17 protein-coding genes and 3 pseudogenes are annotated in these 21,065 nt (G+C 72.0%); 13 read left to right on the top strand and 7 right to left on the bottom strand.

Features of this window, described 5'->3' with window-relative positions; genetic code table 11:
* Positions 1-237: 237 nt before the first annotated feature.
* Entirely contained in the window at positions 238-999 is a 762-nt protein-coding gene (locus tag H0S67_RS00695) for a hypothetical protein (protein ID WP_246355014.1), read from the bottom strand.
* 297 nt (positions 1,000-1,296) lie between these two features.
* Positions 1,297-2,061, bottom strand: a complete 765-nt coding sequence (locus tag H0S67_RS00690; protein ID WP_246355013.1) for a carbon-nitrogen hydrolase family protein — start codon at positions 2,059-2,061, stop codon at positions 1,297-1,299.
* A 69-nt stretch (positions 2,062-2,130) separates the two neighbouring features.
* Here H0S67_RS00690 and mobA point away from each other — a divergent pair, with 69 nt between their 5' ends.
* From mobA to H0S67_RS00670, 4 genes are read left to right on the top strand one after another with little or no spacing between them, the layout of a single operon-like run.
* The gene (gene mobA / locus H0S67_RS00685) at positions 2,131-2,721 is read left to right on the top strand and encodes a molybdenum cofactor guanylyltransferase (protein WP_180935030.1); all 591 of its coding nucleotides are present in this window, start codon (positions 2,131-2,133) and stop codon (positions 2,719-2,721) included.
* A gap of 48 nt (positions 2,722-2,769) precedes the next feature.
* Positions 2,770-3,093, top strand: a complete 324-nt coding sequence (locus H0S67_RS00680; RefSeq protein ID WP_180935029.1) for a DUF6457 domain-containing protein — start codon at positions 2,770-2,772, stop codon at positions 3,091-3,093.
* A gap of 29 nt (positions 3,094-3,122) precedes the next feature.
* A complete protein-coding gene (locus H0S67_RS00675; RefSeq protein ID WP_180935028.1) occupies positions 3,123-4,100 on the top strand; it encodes an NAD(P)H-quinone oxidoreductase in 978 nt (325 codons plus the stop codon).
* A gap of 50 nt (positions 4,101-4,150) precedes the next feature.
* Positions 4,151-4,741: a bacterial proteasome activator family protein gene (locus H0S67_RS00670; protein WP_180935027.1), complete on the top strand. Its 591-nt coding sequence runs from the start codon at positions 4,151-4,153 to the stop codon at positions 4,739-4,741.
* Positions 4,742-4,760: 19 nt separating this feature from the next.
* On the opposite strand, the gene H0S67_RS00665 is transcribed toward H0S67_RS00670, so the two are convergent.
* The 5 genes and pseudogenes from H0S67_RS00665 to serS all read right to left on the bottom strand — a co-directional run bounded on the left by H0S67_RS00665 (position 4,761) and on the right by serS (position 8,851).
* A complete protein-coding gene (locus H0S67_RS00665; RefSeq protein WP_180935026.1) occupies positions 4,761-5,360 on the bottom strand; it encodes a hypothetical protein in 600 nt (199 codons plus the stop codon).
* Positions 5,361-5,377: 17 nt separating this feature from the next.
* A complete protein-coding gene (locus tag H0S67_RS00660) occupies positions 5,378-6,187 on the bottom strand; it encodes an HAD family hydrolase (RefSeq protein ID WP_219635414.1) in 810 nt (269 codons plus the stop codon).
* A gap of 12 nt (positions 6,188-6,199) precedes the next feature.
* Positions 6,200-6,694, bottom strand: a complete 495-nt coding sequence (locus H0S67_RS00655) for a GNAT family N-acetyltransferase (protein ID WP_246355012.1) — start codon at positions 6,692-6,694, stop codon at positions 6,200-6,202.
* On the bottom strand, positions 6,691-7,587 hold the full coding sequence (locus H0S67_RS00650) for an HAD family hydrolase (protein ID WP_246355011.1): 897 nt from the start codon (positions 7,585-7,587) through the stop codon (positions 6,691-6,693). Before H0S67_RS00650 ends, H0S67_RS00655 begins: the two co-directional genes overlap by 4 nt.
* Positions 7,584-8,851, bottom strand: a pseudogene (gene serS, locus H0S67_RS00645) (serine--tRNA ligase). Before serS ends, H0S67_RS00650 begins: the two are co-directional and overlap by 4 nt.
* A gap of 172 nt (positions 8,852-9,023) precedes the next feature.
* Between serS and H0S67_RS00640 the strand changes: the two are divergent.
* The 9 genes and pseudogenes from H0S67_RS00640 (at position 9,024) to H0S67_RS00610 (ending at position 20,997) form a co-directional block, all read left to right on the top strand.
* The gene (locus H0S67_RS00640) at positions 9,024-10,598 is read left to right on the top strand and encodes a bifunctional phosphatase PAP2/diacylglycerol kinase family protein (protein WP_180935023.1); all 1,575 of its coding nucleotides are present in this window, start codon (positions 9,024-9,026) and stop codon (positions 10,596-10,598) included.
* An 80-nt stretch (positions 10,599-10,678) separates the two neighbouring features.
* Entirely contained in the window at positions 10,679-12,346 is a 1,668-nt protein-coding gene (locus H0S67_RS00635) for an APC family permease (protein WP_343050266.1), read from the top strand.
* On the top strand, positions 12,292-12,654 hold the full coding sequence (locus H0S67_RS27115) for a hypothetical protein (protein ID WP_343050264.1): 363 nt from the start codon (positions 12,292-12,294) through the stop codon (positions 12,652-12,654). Before H0S67_RS00635 ends, H0S67_RS27115 begins: the two co-directional genes overlap by 55 nt.
* A gap of 692 nt (positions 12,655-13,346) precedes the next feature.
* Positions 13,347-15,010: pseudogene (kdpA, locus tag H0S67_RS00630) on the top strand (potassium-transporting ATPase subunit KdpA).
* Between the two features lie 162 nt (positions 15,011-15,172).
* Positions 15,173-17,134 (top strand): annotated as a pseudogene (gene kdpB / locus H0S67_RS27110) (potassium-transporting ATPase subunit KdpB).
* 14 nt (positions 17,135-17,148) lie between these two features.
* Positions 17,149-17,775: a potassium-transporting ATPase subunit KdpC gene (gene kdpC, locus H0S67_RS00620; RefSeq protein WP_180935022.1), complete on the top strand. Its 627-nt coding sequence runs from the start codon at positions 17,149-17,151 to the stop codon at positions 17,773-17,775.
* Positions 17,776-17,795: 20 nt separating this feature from the next.
* A complete protein-coding gene (locus H0S67_RS00615; protein WP_246355008.1) occupies positions 17,796-20,084 on the top strand; it encodes a sensor histidine kinase in 2,289 nt (762 codons plus the stop codon).
* The gene (locus tag H0S67_RS24105) at positions 20,012-20,317 is read left to right on the top strand and encodes a sensor histidine kinase (protein WP_246355007.1); all 306 of its coding nucleotides are present in this window, start codon (positions 20,012-20,014) and stop codon (positions 20,315-20,317) included. The genes H0S67_RS00615 and H0S67_RS24105 overlap by 73 nt, the downstream gene beginning before the upstream one ends.
* Positions 20,317-20,997 (top strand): response regulator, encoded by a 681-nt coding sequence (locus H0S67_RS00610; protein WP_180935021.1) that lies wholly within the window; start codon positions 20,317-20,319, stop codon positions 20,995-20,997. The genes H0S67_RS24105 and H0S67_RS00610 overlap by 1 nt, the downstream gene beginning before the upstream one ends.
* The last annotated feature ends 68 nt before the right edge of the window (positions 20,998-21,065 follow it).

Genomic DNA, 21,065 nt, shown 5'->3' with positions numbered 1-21,065 from the left:
GGTTCTCCCCGAAGGACCGAAGGTGATGGCCACTCGGGCGCGTGTCGGTCGTGCCGCCGGCATGGCGGCGCGAACTCCCCCAAGAGACGCGATGATCGGCGGCAGCGGCGTACTGCATGCTGCGGCGCGCCAATCCTCGCCGACATACCCCAGACGGACCATGGCCCGATCTAGTCATTTCGGTCTGGTCCGGCAAGCGACGGGTGACTCGTCAGGTCGGCACGCCTCGCCGACGGGTCACTGCAGGGCGGCGACCCGGGGCGGCTCGGGGCGTTCGGCCGCGGCCTCCTCGGCGCGCCGGGCGCGGGAGCCCCGCGGCCCGGTGAGGGCGAGGTCGGCCCGGATCAGCACGAAGCCGAGCACCAGGCCGACCACGACGCCGTACACGACCGACAGCCCGCTCTCCGCCAGCGAGATCGTGGGGTTGAGCAGGGCCTGGGTGACCGGCGCCGTGGCGGCGACCCCGAACGCGCAGACCCACCAGCCCTGGCGGCGGCGGGCCCGCATGTGGCAGCCCCAGGCCAGGGCGGGGATGCCGAGCACCGACTCGATCGGGCGCGGGAAGGCGCCGAGGTGGTTGCGGCTCCAGTGCACGCCCTCCAGCAGGGTCGCGACCAGGCCCGGGGTTCCGTAGCGGCGCAGGAGCTCGGCGTACGCCAGCGTCAGGGCGAGCACCGCGGTGCCGACCAGGACGATCACGATGCCGCGCCGGCCGAGCCCGTGCAGGCCGGCGCCGAGGCGGAAGACCACCCCGAAGGCGCCGAGGACGGCGAGGCCGAGGGTGGCGTACTCGAAGCGCGTCAGCGTGATGACCGGCTCGAAGCCGACGGTGGCCAGGGCGCCGACGCCGGCGACCAGCACGGCGACGACCGCCTCGCGCGCGGCCGCCGGGAACGTCACGGCCGGGACCGTCGCCATGACGGCGAGGACCGCGGAGACGACGCAGGTCATCACCGCCGCGCCGGTGCGCAGCACCGGCTCGTCGGCGACCAGGACCACGACGCCGAGCGCGAGTGCGAGCGTCCCGAAGACGACCGGCCGGCCGCCGGTCCGCGCGGCGCGCCCAGGAGTAGATGCTGACGACCGCCACGGCCCCGGCCCCGCCCAGCCAGTCGGGCCCGACGGGCACCATCGCCGCGACCAGCGCGGCGAGTCCGCCGAGCAGGCCCAGGCAGCCGGCCGCGAGGGGGACCGTGGAGACGGCGATGCCCCGCAGGCGTGCCTGCACGCGGTTCGCCAGCGACGGCGGCCGGGTGGCACGGCGACGCGGAACGGGCGAGGACACGGAGTGGAAGGTTACATTCGCCGGTTGGCCAGCGAGGGATTGGTACGCCGTGCCTCGGCGAGCACGTCCCGGTCCAGGGTCGCGGTGACGGTCTCGGGACCGTCACCGGCCTCGGCCAGCACGTCCCCCAGGGGGTCCACGACCAGCGAGTGCCCGCTGTAGCGGGGGGCCGGCTGGCCCGCGGCGACGACGAACACGGTGTTCTCGATCGCCCGGGCCCGCACCAGCGTGCGCCAGTGGTCCACCTTGCGGGGACCGGCGACCCACGCGGCGGGCACGACCAGGACCTCGGCCCCCCGGTCGACCAGCGCCCGGGCCATCTCCGGGAACCGCAGGTCGTAGCAGGTCATCAGCCCGAGGACGAAGCCGCCGACCTCGACCACCACGGGCTCGAGCGGCCCGGGGCTGAGCCGGTCGGACTCCCGGTAGCCGAAGGAGTCGTAGAGGTGGATCTTGCGGTACGCCGCCTCGGCGGCCCCGCGCACGACCAGGGTGTTGAACGGCCGGCCCGGGTCCTCCCCCGGCTCGAACATCCCGGCGACCACGGTGGTGCCCCGCTCGGCGGCCACCTTGTCCACCTCGGTCGCGAAGGGGCCGTCGACGGGCTCGGCGGAGGCGCTGACGTCGGAGCCGGGCGGCCCGAAGTCACGGGCGAAGGCCTCGGGGAGGACCACCAGGTCCGCACCGGCCGGGACCAGGTCGGCGAGACGGGCCCGGTTCACCACCGGGTCGAGGTCCGAGGCCTGCTGGACCAGGGCGACGCGCAACGTGTTCACCCACCCAAGGGTGCCATCGGGAGCGGTGGCGCGGGTTCCACCCGTTGCGGTATCTGGGAGACTGCGGCCGTGGACCTTCCCCCGGGCACCACCCGCTTCGCCGGCGTCGTCCTCGCCGGAGGCACCGCGGCACGCCTCGACGGCGCCGACAAGGCCTCCCTCGAGCACGCCGGCCGCACCCTGCTCGAGTGGGCGGTCGACGCGCTGCTCGACGCCTCCGAGGTGGTGGTGGTGGGCGACCCGGTGCCGACCACGCGCCCGGTGACCTTCACCCGCGAGAGCCCCCGGTACGGCGGGCCGGTCGCTGCCCTGCTGACCGGCCGCGACGCGCTGGCGCGACAGCCGGCCACGATCGGGGTGCTGGCGGTCGACATGCCCCGGGTCACGCCGTACACCTTCCGGCGGCTGCACGAGGCCGCCCAGGGCCGCGACGGCGCCTTCCTCACCGACACGGGCGGACGCCGCCAGCTGGCCGGGGTCCTCGACGCCGCCCGGCTCGACGAGGTGCGCCCCGACCACGAGGGCCAGCACGGGATGCCCCTGCACCGGCTGCTCGCCCTGCTCGACCTGGCCGAGGTCGCGCCGCTCGGCGAGGAGGGCCGCGACGTGGACACGTGGGCCGACGTCCGCGACCTCCAGGACGACAATTCCGTCCACTGACACGCTCAGGGGTTGCCACCCCGGCCAGGATCTGGGAAACCTGAGGACGTGAACCTGCACGACTGGATCGACGAACTGTGCGACGTTCTCGACCTCGACGCCGAGATCGACGAGGGGCTGGTCCTCGACCTCGCCCGGACGGTCGCGCACATGGTGGAGCGCCCGGCCGCGCCGGTCACGGCGTACCTGCTGGGTCTCGCGGCCGGCTCCAGCGGCGCCAATCCCGAGCAGGTGGAGGCACTGGCCGCGCGGGCGCAGCGGCTCGCCGAGGGCTGGGACCGGCCCGCCGACGCCCCCGACCCGGACGACGTCGACGACGAGGTCCCCGACGACAGCGCGGTCGACCACACCGCCGACACCTTCGAGGACTGAGCCCCACCAGCCGTGCGTAGGGTGGCGCCATGCGCGCCGTGACCACCTCCGGGGCCGGCGGCCCCGACGTCCTCACCGTCACCGACCTGCCCGACCCCGAGCCGGGCCCGGGCGAGGTCGCCATCTCCGTCGTCGCCACGGCCGTCAACCGGGCCGACCTGCTGCAGCGGCAGGGCTTCTACCCGCCCCCGCCGGGCGCCTCGGAGATCATCGGGCTGGAGTGCAGCGGCACGATCGCCGCGGTCGGCCCCGACGTGACCGACTGGTCGGTGGGCGACGAGGTGTGCGCGCTGCTCGCCGGCGGCGGCTACGCGACCACGGTGATCGTCCCGTCCGGCCAGGTGATGCCGGTCCCCGTGGGCATCGACCTGGTGACCGCCGCGGCACTGCCCGAGGTCGCCTGCACGGTCTGGTCCAACCTCTTCATGGTCGCCGCGCTGCAGCCGGGCGAGAACCTCCTGGTCCACGGCGGCGCCGGAGGGATCGGCACCTTCGCGATCCAGCTCGCGGCCGCCAACGGCTCGCGGGTCCTCACCACCGGGGGTACGCCGGAGAAGCTCGCCGCCTGCGCCGACCTGGGCGCCGACGTCACGATCAACTACCGCGACGAGGACTTCGTGGCGGTCGTCGAGGAGAAGACCGACGGTCACGGTGCCGACGTGATCCTCGACAACATGGGGGCGAAGTACCTCGGCCGCAACGTCGAGGCCCTGGCCACCGAGGGACGGCTGGTCATCATCGGCATGCAGGGCGGCAGCAAGGGCGAGCTCGACATCTCCCGCCTGCTGCGCAAGCGCGGCGCCGTCATCGCCACCAACCTGCGGGGTCGGCCGGTGGCCGACAAGTCCGCGATCTGCGCCTCCGTGGTCGAGCACGTCTGGCCGCTGGTCGCCGACGGCCAGGTGCGCCCGATCGTCCACGGCACCATGCCCCTGGAGGAGGCCGGCGCGGCGCACGCGCTGATGGAGTCCGGCGACCACATGGGCAAGATCCTGCTCACCACCTGAGCCCGACGGACGTTCCGGAGGGTCTCCGGCCACCACCTAGGCTGGGGCGCATGACTGAGAAGCCAGGCGAGCAGGAGCAGCAGGTCGTCATCATCGGCCCCGACGGCCAGCCGATGGGGTCGCTGCCTGCCTCGGCGATCGCCCAGGCAGCCCAGGACGGGGAGACCGGCGAGGAGGGCGAGGGCGACGAGCGCGCCATCACCGACCTCGTCGAGCAGCCCGCGAAGGTGATGCGGATCGGCAGCATGATCCGCCAGCTCCTCGAGGAGGTGAAGGCGGCGCCCCTCGACGAGGCCAGCCGCAACCGCCTCAAGGAGATCCACCAGGCCTCGATCAAGGAGCTCGAGGCGGGCCTCGCACCGGAGCTGGTCGAGGAGCTCGAGCGCCTGACGCTGCCGTTCACCGAGGACCAGACGCCGTCCGAGGGCGAGCTGCGGATCGCCCAGGCCCAGCTGGTGGGCTGGCTCGAGGGTCTCTTCCACGGCATCCAGACCGCGATCTACGCCCAGCAGATGGCGGCGCGGGCACAGTTCGAGCAGATCCGCCGCGCGCTGCCGCAGGGGATGGTGCCGCCCCAGGGTGCCGAGTCCGACACCGAGACGCCGCACCGGCCGGGCGAGTCCGGGGGCATGTACCTCTGACCCCCGGGTCGTCCCGGGCTCAGGCGCGCCGGCCCAGACGGCGTACGACGATCAGGCCGAGCAGGCCGGCGATCACCAGGGCCACGCCCGGGGCCGCGAGCCGCGGCAGGCTCATCGGCTGCGCGTCTGCGACGCGGGTGAAGACGGCCTTCTGGGGCGCGGGCGGCACCGGCGGGTGACCCCCACCGAGCAGCTTCTCGACCTTGTGCACGAGCAGGCCGCCGGCCGGTGCCGTGCCGCTGCAGGTGTCGGCGGTGAGCTCCTGGCCGGAGGTCTTGGTGAAGAAGACGTAGCGCCGGTTCGCGGGCAGCTCGCCGAGCCCACAGGTGCGGGCCGACCGGTCCGAGGTGACCTGCACGGTGTCGGTGTTGACGCCGCCCTTGTAGACGCGCTCGACGTCGACGTCGTAGGTCATCGTGGCGCCGCCGCCGGACCGGGTGCGCTTCGCGTGCGTGACGGTCCCGGAGAAGACGTCGTCGGCCTGCTTGGTCTGGGTCTGCGTGTGGCCCGTCACGCACGAGCAGGCGTGGGCCGGCAGCTGCCCCAGCACCACGGCGCACCCCGCGAGCAGCAGGGCAGCGAAGAAGCGGCGGCCGGAGACCGACAGGGTGGCGAACACGTGCCAATCGAAACAGATCACAGGCCGAAGACACCAGCCAGCACCCGCGCGACGCCGTCCTCGTCGTGGCCCGGTGCCACGTGGTGGGCGGCCGCCGTGACCGTGGGATGGGCATCGGCCATCGCGTAGGCGGTCCCGGCCCAGCCGAGCATCGGCAGGTCGTTGGGCATGTCCCCGAACGCGATCACCTCCGAGGCGTCCACGCCGAGGTCGGCGCACAGCAGCGCCAGCGTCGAGGCCTTGGTCACGTCGGGCGCGCTGATCTCCAGCAGCGCCGACGTCGACGACCAGGTGATCACGAGCCGGCCCTGCACGGCCTCCTCGGCGCGGTCCCAGAACTCCTGCGGCCCGAGCTCCTCGTGGCGGGCCAGCAGCTTGAGGGCCGGCTCGGTGAAGAGCTCGGTGACCGGGGCGCGCCGGGCGGCGTCGGGCACCGGGTGGCGCTCCATGAAGGCCGGCTCCAGGCCGATCCCCGCCAGCGTCTCCACGGCGTACGTCGTGCCGGGGACCGCTGCCCGCAGCTCGGCGCAGGCCTCGAGTCCGAGCACCGGGTCGATGGGCCGCTCGAGGTGCGGGACGGAGCGGGCGACGTCCCAGACCAGCGCTCCGTTGGACACCACGGCCAGGCCGTGCTCCCCGACGTACTCGAAGACCTCCTCGGTCCACCGCAGCGGCCGCCCGGTGACGAAGACGACCGGGATGCCGCGACGCTCGAGCTCGACCAGCACGTCGCGGGTGAAGTCGGAGACGGTCCCGTCGGAACGGACCAGCGTGCCGTCGAGGTCGGTGGCGACCAGCCGGGGTTTCGGGGCTCGCTGCGCTCGCACGTCAACCACCGGTCAGGCCGACGGGATGGGTCGGGCCATCACGAGCTCGCCGTCCTCGTTGGCGCCACGGAGCTCGGTGAACCCGCACTTGGCGAGGACCCGGATGCTGGGGGCGTTGTCGGGCAGCACGCTCGCGCGGACGCGCACCCCACCGTGGTCGGTGAGGGCGAGCAGCCCGCGCAGCGCCTCGGTCGCCGCGCCGTGACCGCGGGCGTCCACGACCAGGCCGTAGCCGACCTCCGCCTCGGGCGTGCCGTCGCGGTCCGCCGGCGGTCCGAAGAAGCCGATCGAGCCGACGACCAGCCCGTCGAAGGCGCGCACGATGTGCCGGGGCCCCCAGGGGTCCGCGCCGTCGCGCAGCATCGTCACCGCGTCGCGGTCGTCCTCGCGCGGGTAGTCGGCGTGCCACTCGGGACGCCTGCGTCCGGCCAGCATGTCGTCGCGCTCGTCGGCGGTGATCAGCGGCAGGCGGAGCCTGACCGTGGGGATCTCGGCGGGAAGGCTCACTCGGACGCTCCCCCGAACGCTCCGCCGACCGCTCCGCCGAACCATCTGTCCAGCTCGGTGGCGACCCCGTCGTCGTAGACAGACCCGGTGACGGCGTGGGCCGCGGTGCGGACCTCCTCCACGGCCTGCCCCATCGCCACCCCGCGGTGCGCCCACTGCAGCATCTCGATGTCGTTGCGGCCGTCGCCGATCGCGAGCACGTCCTCGGGCCCCACGCCGAGCTCCTCGGCCACCCGCTGCAGCCCCGACGCCTTGGAGACACCCACCGGTGCCAGGTCGAGCCAGGCGGTCCAGCCGACCACGTAGTTGGTGCCGTGCAGCCCCAGCTTCTCCGCGAGCGCGACGAAGTCGTCGGCCGTCGCGTCGGGGTCGCGGATGATCACACGGCTGACCGGGCCGGCGACGATGTCGGCGACCTCGGCGATGGTCATCTCCCCGGACAGCTCCCCGTCGGGGAAGTGCCGGTTGACGCGGTAGCCCACCCCGCGCTCCTCGACCGCCACCAGCGCGTTGGGGTGGTGCTCGAGCACCGCCGTCACCGCGGGGGCCGCGTCGAAGGTCTCCTCGTGGACCACGTCCAGCGGCGGGTAGCGGAAGACCACCGCGCCGTTGCTCGCCACCACCCAGAGCCGCTCGCGCTCGCCGTCGTGCAGGTCGAGCAGGTCGGCGATCCCGATCATGCCGTGCGGGGACCGGCCGCTGGCCAGGACGATGTGGGCGCCCGCGTCGACCGCCCGCTGCACCGCCTCGTGGACCGCGGGCGCGATCTCCTCGTGGGTGGTGCCGGCACCCTCGATCCACTTCAGCAGGGTGCCGTCGATGTCGAGCGCGACGAGCCTGGGCTGCCAGGAGCTCGTGCTCCCGAGGTGCTCGGCCACCGAGGAGTCGCTCACTTCGCGACCGGCTCGAGGACCTCGCGGCCACCCAGCCACGGCTGCAGGGCTTTGGGCACCCGGACGGAGCCGTCGGCCTGCTGGTGGGTCTCCAGGATCGCCACGATCGTGCGGGTCGACGCGCAGAGGGTGCCGTTGAGGGTGGCGAGGTGCTTCACGCCCTCGGGGAACCGGCCCCGGATGTCGAGGCGTCGGGACTGGAACTCGGTGCAGTTCGAGGTGGAGGTGAGCTCGCGGTACTTCCCCTGGGTGGGGATCCACGCCTCGCAGTCGAACTTGCGGATCGCCGACAGCCCGAGGTCACCGGCCGCGGTGTCGATGACCTGGTAGGCGAGCTCGAGCTTGTCGAGGAACGACTTCTCGATCTCCAGCAGCCGCTGGTGCTCGGCGTACGACTCCTCGACGGTCGTGTAGACGAACATCTCGACCTTGTCGAACCAGTGCACCCGATGATGCCCTTGGTGTCCTTGCCGTGCGAGCCGGCCTCCTTGCGGAAGCAGGGGCTGAACGCTGCGTAGCGCAGCGGCAGCGAGGCGCTGTCGAGGATCTCGTCGGAGTGGTACGCCGCCATCGGGACCTCCGAGGTCCCGACGAGGTACATGTCCTGGCCCTCGATCCGGTAGACGTCGTCGGCGGCCTGGCCGAGGAAGCCGGTGCCGTCCATCGCCCGGGGCTTCACCATCGACGGCGCGATCACCTGGGTGAAGCCGTGCTCGCGGGCGGTCTCGTTGGCCAGGTTGATCAGCGCGAACTCGAGCTCGGCACCGACCCCGGTGAGGAAGTAGAAGCGCGAGCCCGACACCTTGGCGCCGCGCTCGATGTCGATCGCCCCGAGGATCTTGCCGAGCTCGATGTGGTCGCGCGGCTCGAAGTCGAACTCGGCCGGCGTGCCCACCGTCTCGATCACGGTGTAGTCGTCCTCGCCGCCGGCCGGCGCCTCGTCGGCGGCGATGTTGGGGATCGACATCAGCGCCGACTGCCACTCCTCCTCGGCGGCGACCTGCGCGGCCTCGGCCTGCTTGACCTCGGCGGCGAGCGTCTTGGTCTGCGCCAGCAGCGCCTGCTTCTCCTCGCCCTGCGCCTTCGGGATCAGCTTTCCGAGCTGCTTCTGCTCCGCGCGCTTGGCCTCGAAGGCGACGATCGCCGTACGACGGGCGGCGTCGGCCGAGAGCGCCCGGTCCACGACGTCGCCGGACAGGCCGCGCTTCGCCTGGGCGGCACGAACGCGGTCGGGCTCGTCGCGGAGCACGCGCGGGTCGATCATCGCGGGGTCCCTTCGGCGAGGAGAGCGCAGCGAGGCTCGTCGTGGGGTGAGGTCATGTCGGCAAGGCTATCCGCCGTCGCCGTCACCGTTCATTCGAGTTACGCGTCGCCTCCTCGGGTACGAACCCGACCCCGCATACTGGTTGCCGCCCGGCCACCCCCGAAGGAGACCCTTGCTCGACCGACCTCGCCTCACCACGCTGAGCTGGGCGCTGCTGTGCTTCGCGCTCTTCGGCGTGGTCGCCGTGCTCGTCACCCACGACTGGGGTCCGCTCACCAGCATCGACAACCGGGGCGACCCGGCGGAGCGGTGGGCGGTCGACACGGGCTGGCTGCGCTGGCCGCTGAAGGGCATCGAGGTGGCGTTCGCCACGATCGGGATGAGCATCCTGACCGCGATCGTGGCCGGGGGCCTGCTGCTGAAGAAGCACCGCCGGGCAGCGATCTTCGCCGTGGTGGTGATGGTGGCGACGTCGCTGCTGACGACGTTCATCAAGATCGAGATCGGCCGCGGCCGTCCCCCGTGGCAGAACAAGACGGGCTTCCTGACCACCAACTCCTTCCCGTCCGGGCACGCCTCCTCGATCGCCGCCTTCTGCGGCATCCTCGTGGTGCTGGCCGTGATGCTGGTACGCCGCTCCAGCACCCGCCGCATCATCTACGTCCTCTGCGCGGTGCTCGTGCTGATCGTGTGCGCGGACCGGGTGCTGCTGGGCCGTCACTACATCAGCGACGTCACCGCCGGCGCCCTGCTCGGCGCCGGGATGGTCCTGCTCGGGCTGACGATCTACAACCCGCTGCCCCGCAGCACCGCCGAGACCACCGAGCCGCTGCCGGAGGTCCTGCCGTCGGGGCGCCGCCTAGCGGTGGTGCTGAACCCGATCAAGGTGGAGGACGCGGGCCAGTTCCGCGCGATCGTGTCCACGATGGCGGCGGAGGCAGGCTGGTCCGAGCCGACCTGGCACTACACGACGGTCGAGGACCCCGGCACCGGCATGGCCGAGGCCGCCGCGGTCGCGGGAGCCGACCTCGTGATCGTCTGCGGGGGCGACGGCACCGTGCGCGAGGTCTGCGCCGAGCTCGCCGGCACCGGCATCCCGGTGGGGATCGTGCCCGCCGGCACCGGCAACCTCCTGGCCCGCAACCTCGGCATCCCGCTCTACATCCGCGCGGCCATCGACGTCGCCCTCAACGGCCAGGACCGGGCCATCGACATGGTCGAGGTCGCCGGTGACGGGATCGAGGACACCAACTTCATGGTGATGGCGGGCATGGGCTTCGACGCCGCGATCATGGAGGGCGTCAACGAGGACCTCAAGAACCGGGTGGGCTGGGTCGCCTACGTGCTGTCGGGCCTGAAGTCGCTGATGTTCCCGGCCGTCCGGGTGGAGATCTCCGTGGACGGGGGCGAGTTCACCCGGCACCGCGCCCGCACCGTGGTCGTCGGCAACGTCGGCTTCCTCCAGGCCGGCCTGCCGCTGCTGCCCGACGCCGCCATCGACGACGGCCTGCTCGACGTGGTGATCCTGCACCCGCGCAACTTCTTCTCCTGGATCCCGCTGGCCTGGCGGGTGCTGCTCAAGCTCAAGCACACCGACGAGCTGGTGAACCGGATGACCGGCACCTCCGTCGTGGTCCGCGCCGGCACCGACACCCCCCGTCAGCTCGACGGCGACTCCATCGGCCCCGGCCGCGAGCTGCGGATGCAGTGCGTGCACGGGCGCCTGCTGGTGCGCGTCCCCCGCTGAGCGTCAAGGAACCGTAAAGAAGGGCCGGGGTGGCCCGCTTGGATGAGGGACCGCGGCACCCTAGAGGGCAGGGTTGGGGCATGAGCACCAGCACGTCCCCCGGCGTGGGTCCCGCGACCCCGGACCAGGCTCCGCGCAGCAGCTTCCGGGGATGGCTGCTGTCCGGGATGGAGGAGCGCGGCCACCAGCACCAGGGTCCACACGGCGTGCCCGCGCCGGAGCACCGGCGACACGCCTGGTGGCGGGTCATGTGCCTCACCGGCGTCGACTACTTCTCCACCCTGGGCTACCAACCCGGCATCGCGGCCCTCGCCGCCGGCCTGCTCTCCCCCCTCGCCACACTCGTCCTGGTGGCGCTGACCCTCTTCGGCGCGCTGCCGGTCTACCGCCGGGTCGCCGAGGAGTCGCCGCACGGCGAGGGCTCGATCGCCATGCTGGAGCGGCTTTTGTCGTTCTGGCAGGGGAAGCTCTTCGTCCTGGTCCTGCTCGGCTTCGCCGCCACCGACTTCCTGATCACGATGACGCTCTCGGCCGCCGACGCCACCGCGCACGTGGTGGAGAACCCGCACATCCCGGGGTTCCTGCACGACCAGCAGATGCTGATCACGCTCGTGCTGCTGGGCGCACTCGGCGCCGTCTTCCTGCGCGGGTTCAAGGAGGCGATCGGGCTCGCCGTCGTCCTGGTGGGCGTCTACCTGGCCCTGAACGCCGTCGTCGTGGGCTACTCGCTGTGGGAGGTGGCGACGTCCCCCACGCTCGTGACCGACTGGACCAGCGCACTGACCAAGGAGCACGGCAACCCGCTGGCGATGGTCGGGATCGCGCTGCTGGTGTTCCCGAAGCTGGCCCTCGGCCTCTCCGGCTTCGAGACCGGCGTCGCGGTGATGCCGCAGGTCGAGGGTGACCCCACCGACACCGAGGTGGAGCCCACCGGCAGGATCCGCGGAGCGAAGCGGCTGCTCACCACCGCGGCTCATCATGAGCGTCTTCCTGGTGGCGAGCAGCACCGTCACCACGCTCCTCATCCCGGCCCAGAAGTTCGAGCCCGGTGGCCAGGCCAACGGGCGCGCGCTCGCCTACCTCGCCCACGAGGAGCTCGGCACCGTCTTCGGCACCGTGTACGACGCCTCGACGATCGCGATCCTGTGGTTCGCCGGTGCCTCGGCGATGGCGGGGATGCTCAACCTCATCCCGCGCTACCTGCCCCGCTACGGCATGGCGCCGGACTGGGCCCGGGCAGTCCGGCCTCTGGTGCTGGTGCTCACTGCGGTCGCGTTCCTCGTCACCTGGATCTTCAACGCCAGCGTGGACGCGCAGGGCGGGGCCTACGCCACCGGGGTCCTGGTCCTGATGACGTCGGCTGCCGTGGCCGTCACCCTGGCCGCCGCCGGGCGGGCCAACGCTGGCGGACGGTCGGCTTCGCCCTGGTCGCCGCCGTGTTCGTCTACACGACGATCGACAACGTCGTGGAGCGGCCCGACGGCGTCAAGATCGGCGCCTGCTTCATCGCCGCGATCATCGGTGTGTCCCTGTGGTCGCGGGTGAGCCGCGCCTTCGAGCCCGCGCCACCTCGATCGAGCTGGACGCGACCGCCGATCGGTTCATGCGTGACTGCGCCCGCCGCAGCATCCGTCTCATCGCCAACGAGCCCGACGCCGGAGACGCCGAGGAGTACGTCGCGAAGATGCGCCAGGTGGTGGCAGACAACGACCTGCAGGACGAGGGCGACATCATCTTCGTCGAGGTGACCCTCACCGACCCGTCCGACTTCGAGACCACGCTCGAGGTGCACGGCCAGGTGCGCCACGGCACCCGCCGGGTGCTGAGCTTCGAGTCCTCGTCGGTGCCGAACGCGATCGCCGCGCTGTTGCTGCACATCCGGGACCAGACCGGTGTCAAGCCTCACATCTACTTCGAGTGGACCGAGGGCAACCCGATCGTCCAGATCCTGCGGTTCCTCTTCTTCGGCGTGGGCGAGGTCGCCCCGGTCACGCGCGAGGTGCTGCGTCGTGCGGAGCCGGATCGCAAGCGACGGCCGCACGTCCACGTGGGCTAACCCGCCGACGCTCGACCCGACCCGCGGCGTCCGGGCCTCGGCGTACGACGGTCCGGGCTGACGCCGGCGGACGTGCCGCACCGATGCCGCGCCCGAGGCGGCGAGCGACGCAACCAGCACCAGCAGGCCCAGGCGGTCGAGGTCCGCAGCACGGAAGGTGAGCTGGCCCCCGACGTGCACCACGAGACCGGTCAGGAACGCCCACGCACTCACCGCCACAGCCACCGTGAACCGCGGCGGCAGGTACGCAGCCGAGCCCACCACGACGAGGGTCAGCAGCACCAGCCCGACGCGAGGGGCGACGTCCAGCACGTGGCACGCGGTCGCGACCACGAGGACTGCCGCTTCGGCGAGGCCGAAGCGGACCTCGGGAAGGTCCGTCAAGGTCGGCGTGCGGTACGAGCTGGTCATGCCACCAGTCAAGGTCGACCCGCCGTGTCCGGCGGGTCCTTGATGGATCCCTGACGGCCCGGCCGCGGGTACTGATGGTTCCCTGACCAGTCGGGACACCCGCCGTCGAGTGTCGTCAAGATGCGCCTCCGTGCTGTCAAGGAAGCATCAAGAGGGTGCTGATCGGTCGCCGGCGGTCTCGACCATGGAGATGTGGCTGACCTCGTCTACATCCTCGTGACCCTGGCGTTCTTCGCCCTTGCAGCGCTGCTGGTCGGCGCCATCGACCGGCGGTGGAGCCGATGAGCGCGACCCTCCCCGCGCTCGGCCAGATCCTTGCTCTCGTGGTGCTCCTGGCGGTGACGGTGCCGTTCCTCGGCCGCCTCCTCGCCCATGTGTACACGAGTGAGCCGCACCTGGCCGTCGAGCGGGCGTCGTACCGGCTGCTGCGCGTCGACCCCGAGGCCGACCAGCACTGGCGCACCTACTCGATGTCGGTGCTGGGCTTCTCCCTCGCCAGCATCCTCGTCCTGTTCGCCTTCGGGCGGCTCCAGCAGCACCTGCCGCTCTCGCTCGGGTTCGGTGCCCTGCCCAGCGACGGCGCCTGGAACACGGCCGTCTCCTTCGTGACCAACACCAACTGGCAGTGGTACTCCGGCGAGGCGGCGACCGGTCACCTGTTCCAGATGTCGGGCCTGACCGTGCAGAACTTCGCCTCGGCCGCGGTCGGCATGGCCGTCGCCGCAGCCCTCGCCCGCGGGTTGGCCCGCTCCGCCCAGGACGGGCGGGTCGGCAACTTCTGGGTCGACCTGGTCCGGGGCACCGTTCGCGTGCTGCTCCCGATCGCGATCGTGAGTGCACTCGTGCTGATCGCCTTCGGTGCGGTCCAGAACCTGGCGGACCCCCATGCCGTCCACACGCTCACCGGCGGCGTCCAGCACGTGACCGGCGGGCCGGTGGCCAGCCAGGAGGCCATCAAGGAGCTCGGCACCAACGGCGGCGGTTTCTACAACGCCAACTCGTCGCACCCGTTCGAGAACCCGACGCCGTTCACCAACCTGCTCGAGATCTTCCTGCTCCTGGTGATCCCGTTCGCGATGGCGTGGGCCTTCGGCATCATCGTCGGCGACCGCCGCCAGGGTTTCGCGATCCTCGCGGTGATGGCGATCCTGCTGGGCATCTCGATCGCCCTCCTGACGTGGGCGGAGATGGCCGGCCACGGATCGGCGCCCGCCGCGGCGGGCGGCGCGCTGGAGGGCAAGGAGATGCGGTTCGGCACCGCGGCCTCTGCCCTGTTCGGCGCCGCGACGACGGGGACGTCGACGGCGCCGTCAACTCCATGCACGACTCGTTCACCGCACCCGGAGGCGGTGTCGCCATGTTCAACATGATGCTCGGCGAGGTCGCGCCGGGCGGTGTCGGCTCGGGTCTCTACGGCATGCTCATGCTCGCCGTCGTCACCGTGTTCCTCTCGGGACTGATGGTGGGTCGCACCCCGGAGTACCTCGGCAAGAAGATCGGGCAGTCCGAGATCGTGCTCGTCGCGTTCTACGTGCTCACCACCCCTGTGCTGGTGCTCACCGGCGCGGCCGTCGCCCTCTCCGCCGACGCGGGACTGGCGGGGCTCCAGGCGTCCGGACCGCACGGCCTCTCCGAGGCGTTGTACGCCGTGACCTCGGCGTCCAACAACAACGGCAGCGCCTTCGCCGGGCTCACCTCCGGGACGCCGTTCTGGAACACCCTGCTGGGCCTGTGCATGCTCATCGGGCGCTTCCTGCCGATCGTCTTCGTGCTGGCGCTCGCCGGGAGGTTCGCCTCCCGCCAGCACCTGCCCACGAGCGCCGGCACCCTTCCCACCACCAAGCCACTCTTCGTGGCTCTCCTCACCGGGGTCGCGCTGATCGTGGTCGGACTGACCTACGTCCCCGCCCTTGTCCTCGGTCCGATCGTGGAGTCACTCGCATGAGCACGCAGAGCACCAACACCCGAGCCCCGTTCTCACCGGGCACCGAAGACACACCACCACAAGCCCGCGCCGGTCCAGCGGTCGGTGACCGAGCAGCTCGTCTCGGCACTGCCCGGCGCCTTCCGCAAGCTCGACCCACGCGAGCTCGTCGGCGCACCGGTCATGCTGGTCGTCGAGATCGGGGCTGCGGCCACCACGGTGATGGCGGTCGTGCACCCGAGCGTGATGGCGTGGCTCGTCACGGTGTGGCTGTGGCTGACTGTCGTCTTCGCCACCCTCGCCGAGTCGGTGGCCGAGGGTCGGGGCAAGGCGCAGGCGGCCAGCCTTCGCGCCCTGCAGGCGGAGACCATGGCTCGCCGCGTACGCGGCGGCCGCGACCAGCTGACGTACACCGGCAACCTGGCCGCGCTCCCGACCGACGAGGTGGCGAGCACGCAGCTGCGCGCCGGGGACGTGGTGGTGGTCGCCGCGGGCGAACGGATCCCGGGTGACGGTGACGTCATCGAGGGTGTGGCCAGCGTCGACGAGTCGGCCGTCACCGGTGAGTCCGCGCCGGTGATCCGGGAGTCGGGTGGTGACCGGAGCGCGGTCACGGGCGGCACCGTGGTGCTGTCGGACCGGATCGTCGTCCGGATCACCTCCGAGCCGGGCCACTCCTTCGTGGACCGGATGATCGCACTGGTGGAGGGGTCGGAGCGGCAGCGCACCCCAACGAGATCGCGCTCAACGTGCTGCTGGTCGCGCTGACGGTCATCTTCGTGGTCGTGGTCGTGACGCTGTACCCCTTGGCGAGGTACAGCCACGCCGGCCAGTCGATCGTGGTCCTCACCGCACTGCTGGTCTGCCTGATCCCGACGACCATCGGCGCCCTGCTGTCGGCGATCGGGATCGCCGGGATGGACCGCCTCGTGCGGCGCAACGTGCTGGCCATGTCCGGTCGCGCGGTCGAGGCGGCGGGGGACGTCGACGTACTCCTGCTCGACAAGACCGGCACCATCACGCACGGCAACCGCCGCGCCACCGAGCTGCTGCCACTCGCCGGTGTGGACGCCGATCTGATCGCCGAGGCATCCCTGCTGGCGTCGTTGGCCGATGAGACCCCGGAGGGTCGCAGCATCGTCGACCTGGTCGAGACGCAGGGTGGCCGGTCGGTCGACCGGCTCCCCGACGGCGCCTCGCTGATGCACTTCTCGGCGACGACCCGGATGAGCGGCATCGACCTGCCGGACCGGGTGGTCCGCAAGGGGGCGAGCTCCGCGGTGACGAAGTGGGTGCACAGCACCGGGGGCAGGCTCTCCGACGAGCTCGACGCCCTGGTCGAGAAGGTGAGCGCGACGGGCGGGACGCCACTGGTCGTCGCGGAGCAGGTGGGGGCCGATCCAGCGCGGCTGCTCGGGGTCATCCACCTGAAGGACGTCGTCAAGGACGGCATCCGCGAGCGCTTCGACGCGATGCGCGCGATGGGCATCCGCACCGTCATGATCACCGGCGACAACGCCATCACCGCCCGGGTCATCGCCGAGGAGGCCGGTGTCGACGACTTCCTCGCCGAGGCCACGCCCGAGGACAAGATGGCTCTGATCCGCAAGGCAGGAGGGTGGCCGGATGGTCGCCATGTGCGGGGACGGGACGAACGACGCGCCCGCACTGGCCCAGGCCGACGTCGGCGTCGCCATGAACACCGGCACCATGGCCGCCAAGGAGGCCGGCAACATGGTCGACCTCGACTCCGACCCGACCACCAAGCTGATCGACATCGTCGAGATCGGCAAGCAGCTGCTGATCACGCGGGGCGCACTGACCACCTTCTCGATCGCCAACGACGTCGCGAAGTACTTCGCGATCCTGCCGGCGATGTTCGTGGTGGCCTTTCCGCACCTGCACGTCCTCAACGTCATGCAGCTGTCGAGCCCACAGTCCGCGATCGTCTCCGCGGTCGTCTTCAACGCGCTGATCATCGTCGCGCTGATCCCGTTGGCGCTGCGGGGCGTGCACTACCGGCCGTCGTCCGCGTCGGACCTGCTGCGCCGCAACCTGCTCGTGTACGGCGTCGGCGGCCTGGTCGCACCCTTCCTGGGCATCAAGCTGCTCGACCTGTTCATCTCGCTGATCCCCGGCCTCTGAAAGGCATCCAGACCATGAACGACCTCCACGCACTGTTCCGACACAGCCTCGCGGGCCTGCGCACGCTGGTGCTGATGACGCTGGTGCTGGGCCTGGCCTATCCACTGGCGATCACGGGTATCGCCCAGGTGGCGATGCCGTGGCAGGCGAACGGCTCGCTCGTCGATGCGGCCGGCCGGCACGTCACCGACCCGAAGGACGCCGTCGGCTCGGCCCTCCTGGGCCAGCGGACCGACGGCAGGAACCTCTTCGCGCCCCGACCCTCGGCTGCCGGCGCCGGCTGGGACCCGCTCAACAGCTACGGGAGCAACTACGGGCCCGAGGACCCCAACCTGATCGCGGCAGTCGAGAAGCGCCGGGCCGCGATCGCCCGGCGTGACGGTGTGGCCCCAAGCGCCGTGCCCCCGGACGCCCTGACCGCGTCCGGATCGGGGCTGGACCCGGACATCTCCCGGGCGTACGCCGAGCTGCAGGTCCCCAGGGTCGCGCACGCCAACGGTCTGACCGTGGGCGAGGTCCGGCGGCTGGTCGACCAGCACACCGCCGGTCGCACGCTGGGCGTGCTCGGGGAGCCCCGGGTCAACGTCCTCGAGCTCAACATCGCCGTGCTCCGGGCCGCTGGTGCGTCCGCAAACGGATGACCGACTGGCAGGATCGAGGCATGGAGGAGGAGCGGCGTCGAGGCCGGCTGACCGTCTACCTCGGCGCCGCTCCCGGCGTCGGGAAGACCTACGCCATGCTCGACGAGGCCAGGCGCCGGTGCGAGCGGGGCACCGACGTGGTGGTGGGGTTCGTCGAGACCCACGGTCGCGCCAAGACCTTCGCCATGCTCGAGGGGCTCGAAGTGGTGCCGCGACAGGAGATCGACTACCGGGGCACGACCTTCACCGAGATGGACACCGACGCCATCCTGGCCCGCAAGCCCGCCGTCGTGCTGGTCGACGAGCTCGCCCACACCAACGTGCCGGGCAGCCGGCACGCGAAGCGGGCCGCCGACGTCGAGGACCTCCGCGCCGCAGGGATCGACGTCATCACCACCGTCAACATCCAGCACCTGGAGTCGATCAACGACGAGGTGGAGCGGATCACCGGCGTCCGGCAGCGCGAGACCGTGCCCGACGACGTGGTCCGCACCGCCGACCAGATCCAGCTGATCGACATGGCCCCCGATGCGCTGCGCCGCCGGATGGCGCACGGCAACATCTACCGGCCCGAGCAGATCGACGCCTCGCTGGCGTCGTACTTCCGGGTCGGCAACCTCACCGCCCTGCGCGAGCTCGCGCTCCTCTGGCTGGCCGACCGCGTCGACGACGCCCTCGACGACTATCGGCGTGCCCACGACATCGCGGCGCCCTGGCCGACCAAGGAGAGGATCGTCGTCGCGGTCACCGGTGGCGACGAGAGCGAGACGCTGCTGCGTCGTGGTGCCCGGCTAGCCCAGCGAGCGGCCGGGTCGGAGCTCATCGCGGTGCACGTCATCGCCACCGACGGCCTCCGCAACGTCGACGACAGCCGCATCGCTCGCTCCCAGCAGCTCGTCGAGGCCCTCGGCGGGTCCTTCCACTCGGTCGTCGGCGAGGACGTCGCCCAGGCGGTGGTCGACTTCGCCAGCGGTGCGAACGCCACCATGATCGTCGTCGGGGTCTCCCGCCACAGTCGGCTGCGCCGGCTGTTCACCGGCTCCACGGGCGACAAGATCGCGTCCTTGGCGGACTCGATCGACGTCCACCTGGTCACCCACGAACAGGTCGCCGGCGCGCTCCGCGCCCGCCTGTCACTCTCACCGCTGAGCCGACGACGGCAGGCTCTCGGCTGGCTCTTGGCGCTCCTGCTGCCCGTGCTGATCACCGCGTGCCTGCAGTCGCTCGACCAGACCCGCCAGCTGCCCCTGGCCGTCCTGCTCTTCTTGGCGGGCACCGTCCTGGTCGCCCTGGTCGGGGGGACGCTGCCGGCGCTGTTCGCGGCCCTGGTCGGCTTCCTGGCGTTGAACTGGTTCTTCACCCCGCCGGTCCATCGGCTGACGATCGCCGAGCCGACCAACCTCGTGGCGCTGCTGATCTACGTCGCGGTCGCTGCCGGCGTGGCCACCGTGGTGGACCGGGCATCGCGCCGCGGCTCCGAGGCCGCGCGCGCCCGGGCCGAGGCGGCGACCCTTGCGTCCCTCTCGCAGTCGGTGCTGACCGGGCAGGACACCGCCGAGGCGATCGTCGAGCGGCTGCGCGAGACGTTCTCCCAGGACTCCGTCTCACTGCTCTCGCGCTCGGACGGGACCTGGCGGCTGGTCGCGGCCAGTGGTCCGCGCCCGGCCCAGGTGCCCGACGAGGCCGACTCCCGCGTCACCGTCGACGACCACCACCTGCTCGCCCTGTGTGGCGCGTCGCTGCGGGCGACGGACCAGCGGGTGCTCGAGGGCTTCGCCGTCCAGACCGGCCTCGTGCTGGAGTACCGCCGGCTGCGCGAGCGGGAGAACCGTGCCGTGGCGCTCGAACGGGCGGACGCGACCAGCACCGCCATCCTGCGCGCGGTCTCCCACGACCTGCGCACCCCCCTCGCGACGATGCGGGCAGCCGTCGACGGGCTCGTCTCGGGCGGCCCGGCCCTCGACCCCGCCGACCGGCGTGCGCTGGTCGAGGCCGTCGACAGCGCCACCGACCAGCTCGAGCACCTGATCGACGACCTGCTCGACCTGTCGCGACTGCAGACCGGCCTGCTGCGCCCGGTGCTGCACCCACGCAGCCTCGAGGAGATCCTGCCGCTGGCAGTCGCCGGGCAGCCGCCGGGCAGCGTCGTGTGCTGGAGCTTGAGGAGTCCGCACCCCTGGTGCGCACCGACGCCGGCCTGCTCGAGCGGGTCGTCGCCAACCTCGTCTCGAACGCCGTGCGGGTCTCGGCCGGCGAGCCGGTGCGGGTGGTGGCCCAGGTGCTCGACCGTGAGGTGTCCGTGCTGGTGATCGACCGCGGTCCCGGCGTACCGCTCGAGCAGCGGGAGCGGATGTTCGAGCCGTTCCAGCGCCTCGGTGACACGAGCTCGGGCGGCCTGGGCCTCGGGCTCGCCGTGGCCCGCGGCCTCGCCGAGGCCATGGGCGGGACGCTGGTCGCGGAGGACACGCCCGGGGGTGGGCTGACGATGGTCCTCTCCGTGCCTCGTGACCTCCCCGAGAGCCTTCCCGAGAGCGAGGACTGATGACCTACCGCGTGCTGGTCGTCGACGACGAGCCTGCCCTGGCCCGGGCGCTCGCGATCAACCTGCGCGCCCATGGGTGGGAGGTCGTCACGGCGGCCGACGGCCACGGCGCGCTGGCGGCGGCCGCGGAACGGCACCCCGATGTCGTGGTGCTCGACCTCGGGCTCCCCGACATGGACGGGACCGAGGTCATCGCCGGCCTGCGCGGGTGGACGTCGGTGCCGATCGTCGTGCTTTCCGCCCGCCAGCACGGGGAGGACAAGGTGGAGGCGCTCGATCTCGGTGCCGATGACTACGTCACCAAGCCGTTCGCGATGAACGAGCTGATGGCCCGCCTCCGCGCGGCCGTGCGCCGCAGCCAGGAGGCGGCACCGACCACGTCGGTCGTGGAGGTGGGCAACCTGGTCATCGACCTGGCCCGCAAGCGGGTGACCCGGGCCGGGACCGACGTACGCCTCACCCCCACCGAGTGGGCGTTCCTGGAGCTGCTGGCCCGCAACGTCGGCAGGCTGGTGGACCGGCAGCAGATCCTGCGCGAGGTGTGGGGCCCGGCGTACGCGCACGAGACCCACTACCTGCGGGTGTACGCCGCGCAGCTGCGCCGCAAGCTCGAGGACGACCCGGCGCACCCGCGCCACCTCGTGACCACCAGCGGGCTGGGCTACACCCTGGAGCCCTGACCCGGCGGGGGTTGTCGGCCAGAACTGGTGCTTGTCGGCCGTTGCATCGGCTGACAAGCACAGGAGTC

The sequence above is a fragment of the Nocardioides ungokensis genome (genome assembly GCF_013466985.1).
Classification (GTDB): domain Bacteria; phylum Actinomycetota; class Actinomycetes; order Propionibacteriales; family Nocardioidaceae; genus Nocardioides; species Nocardioides ungokensis.
The sequence above is the reverse complement of the archived record's forward strand: the minus strand, read 5'-3'. Positions and strand labels throughout refer to the sequence as shown.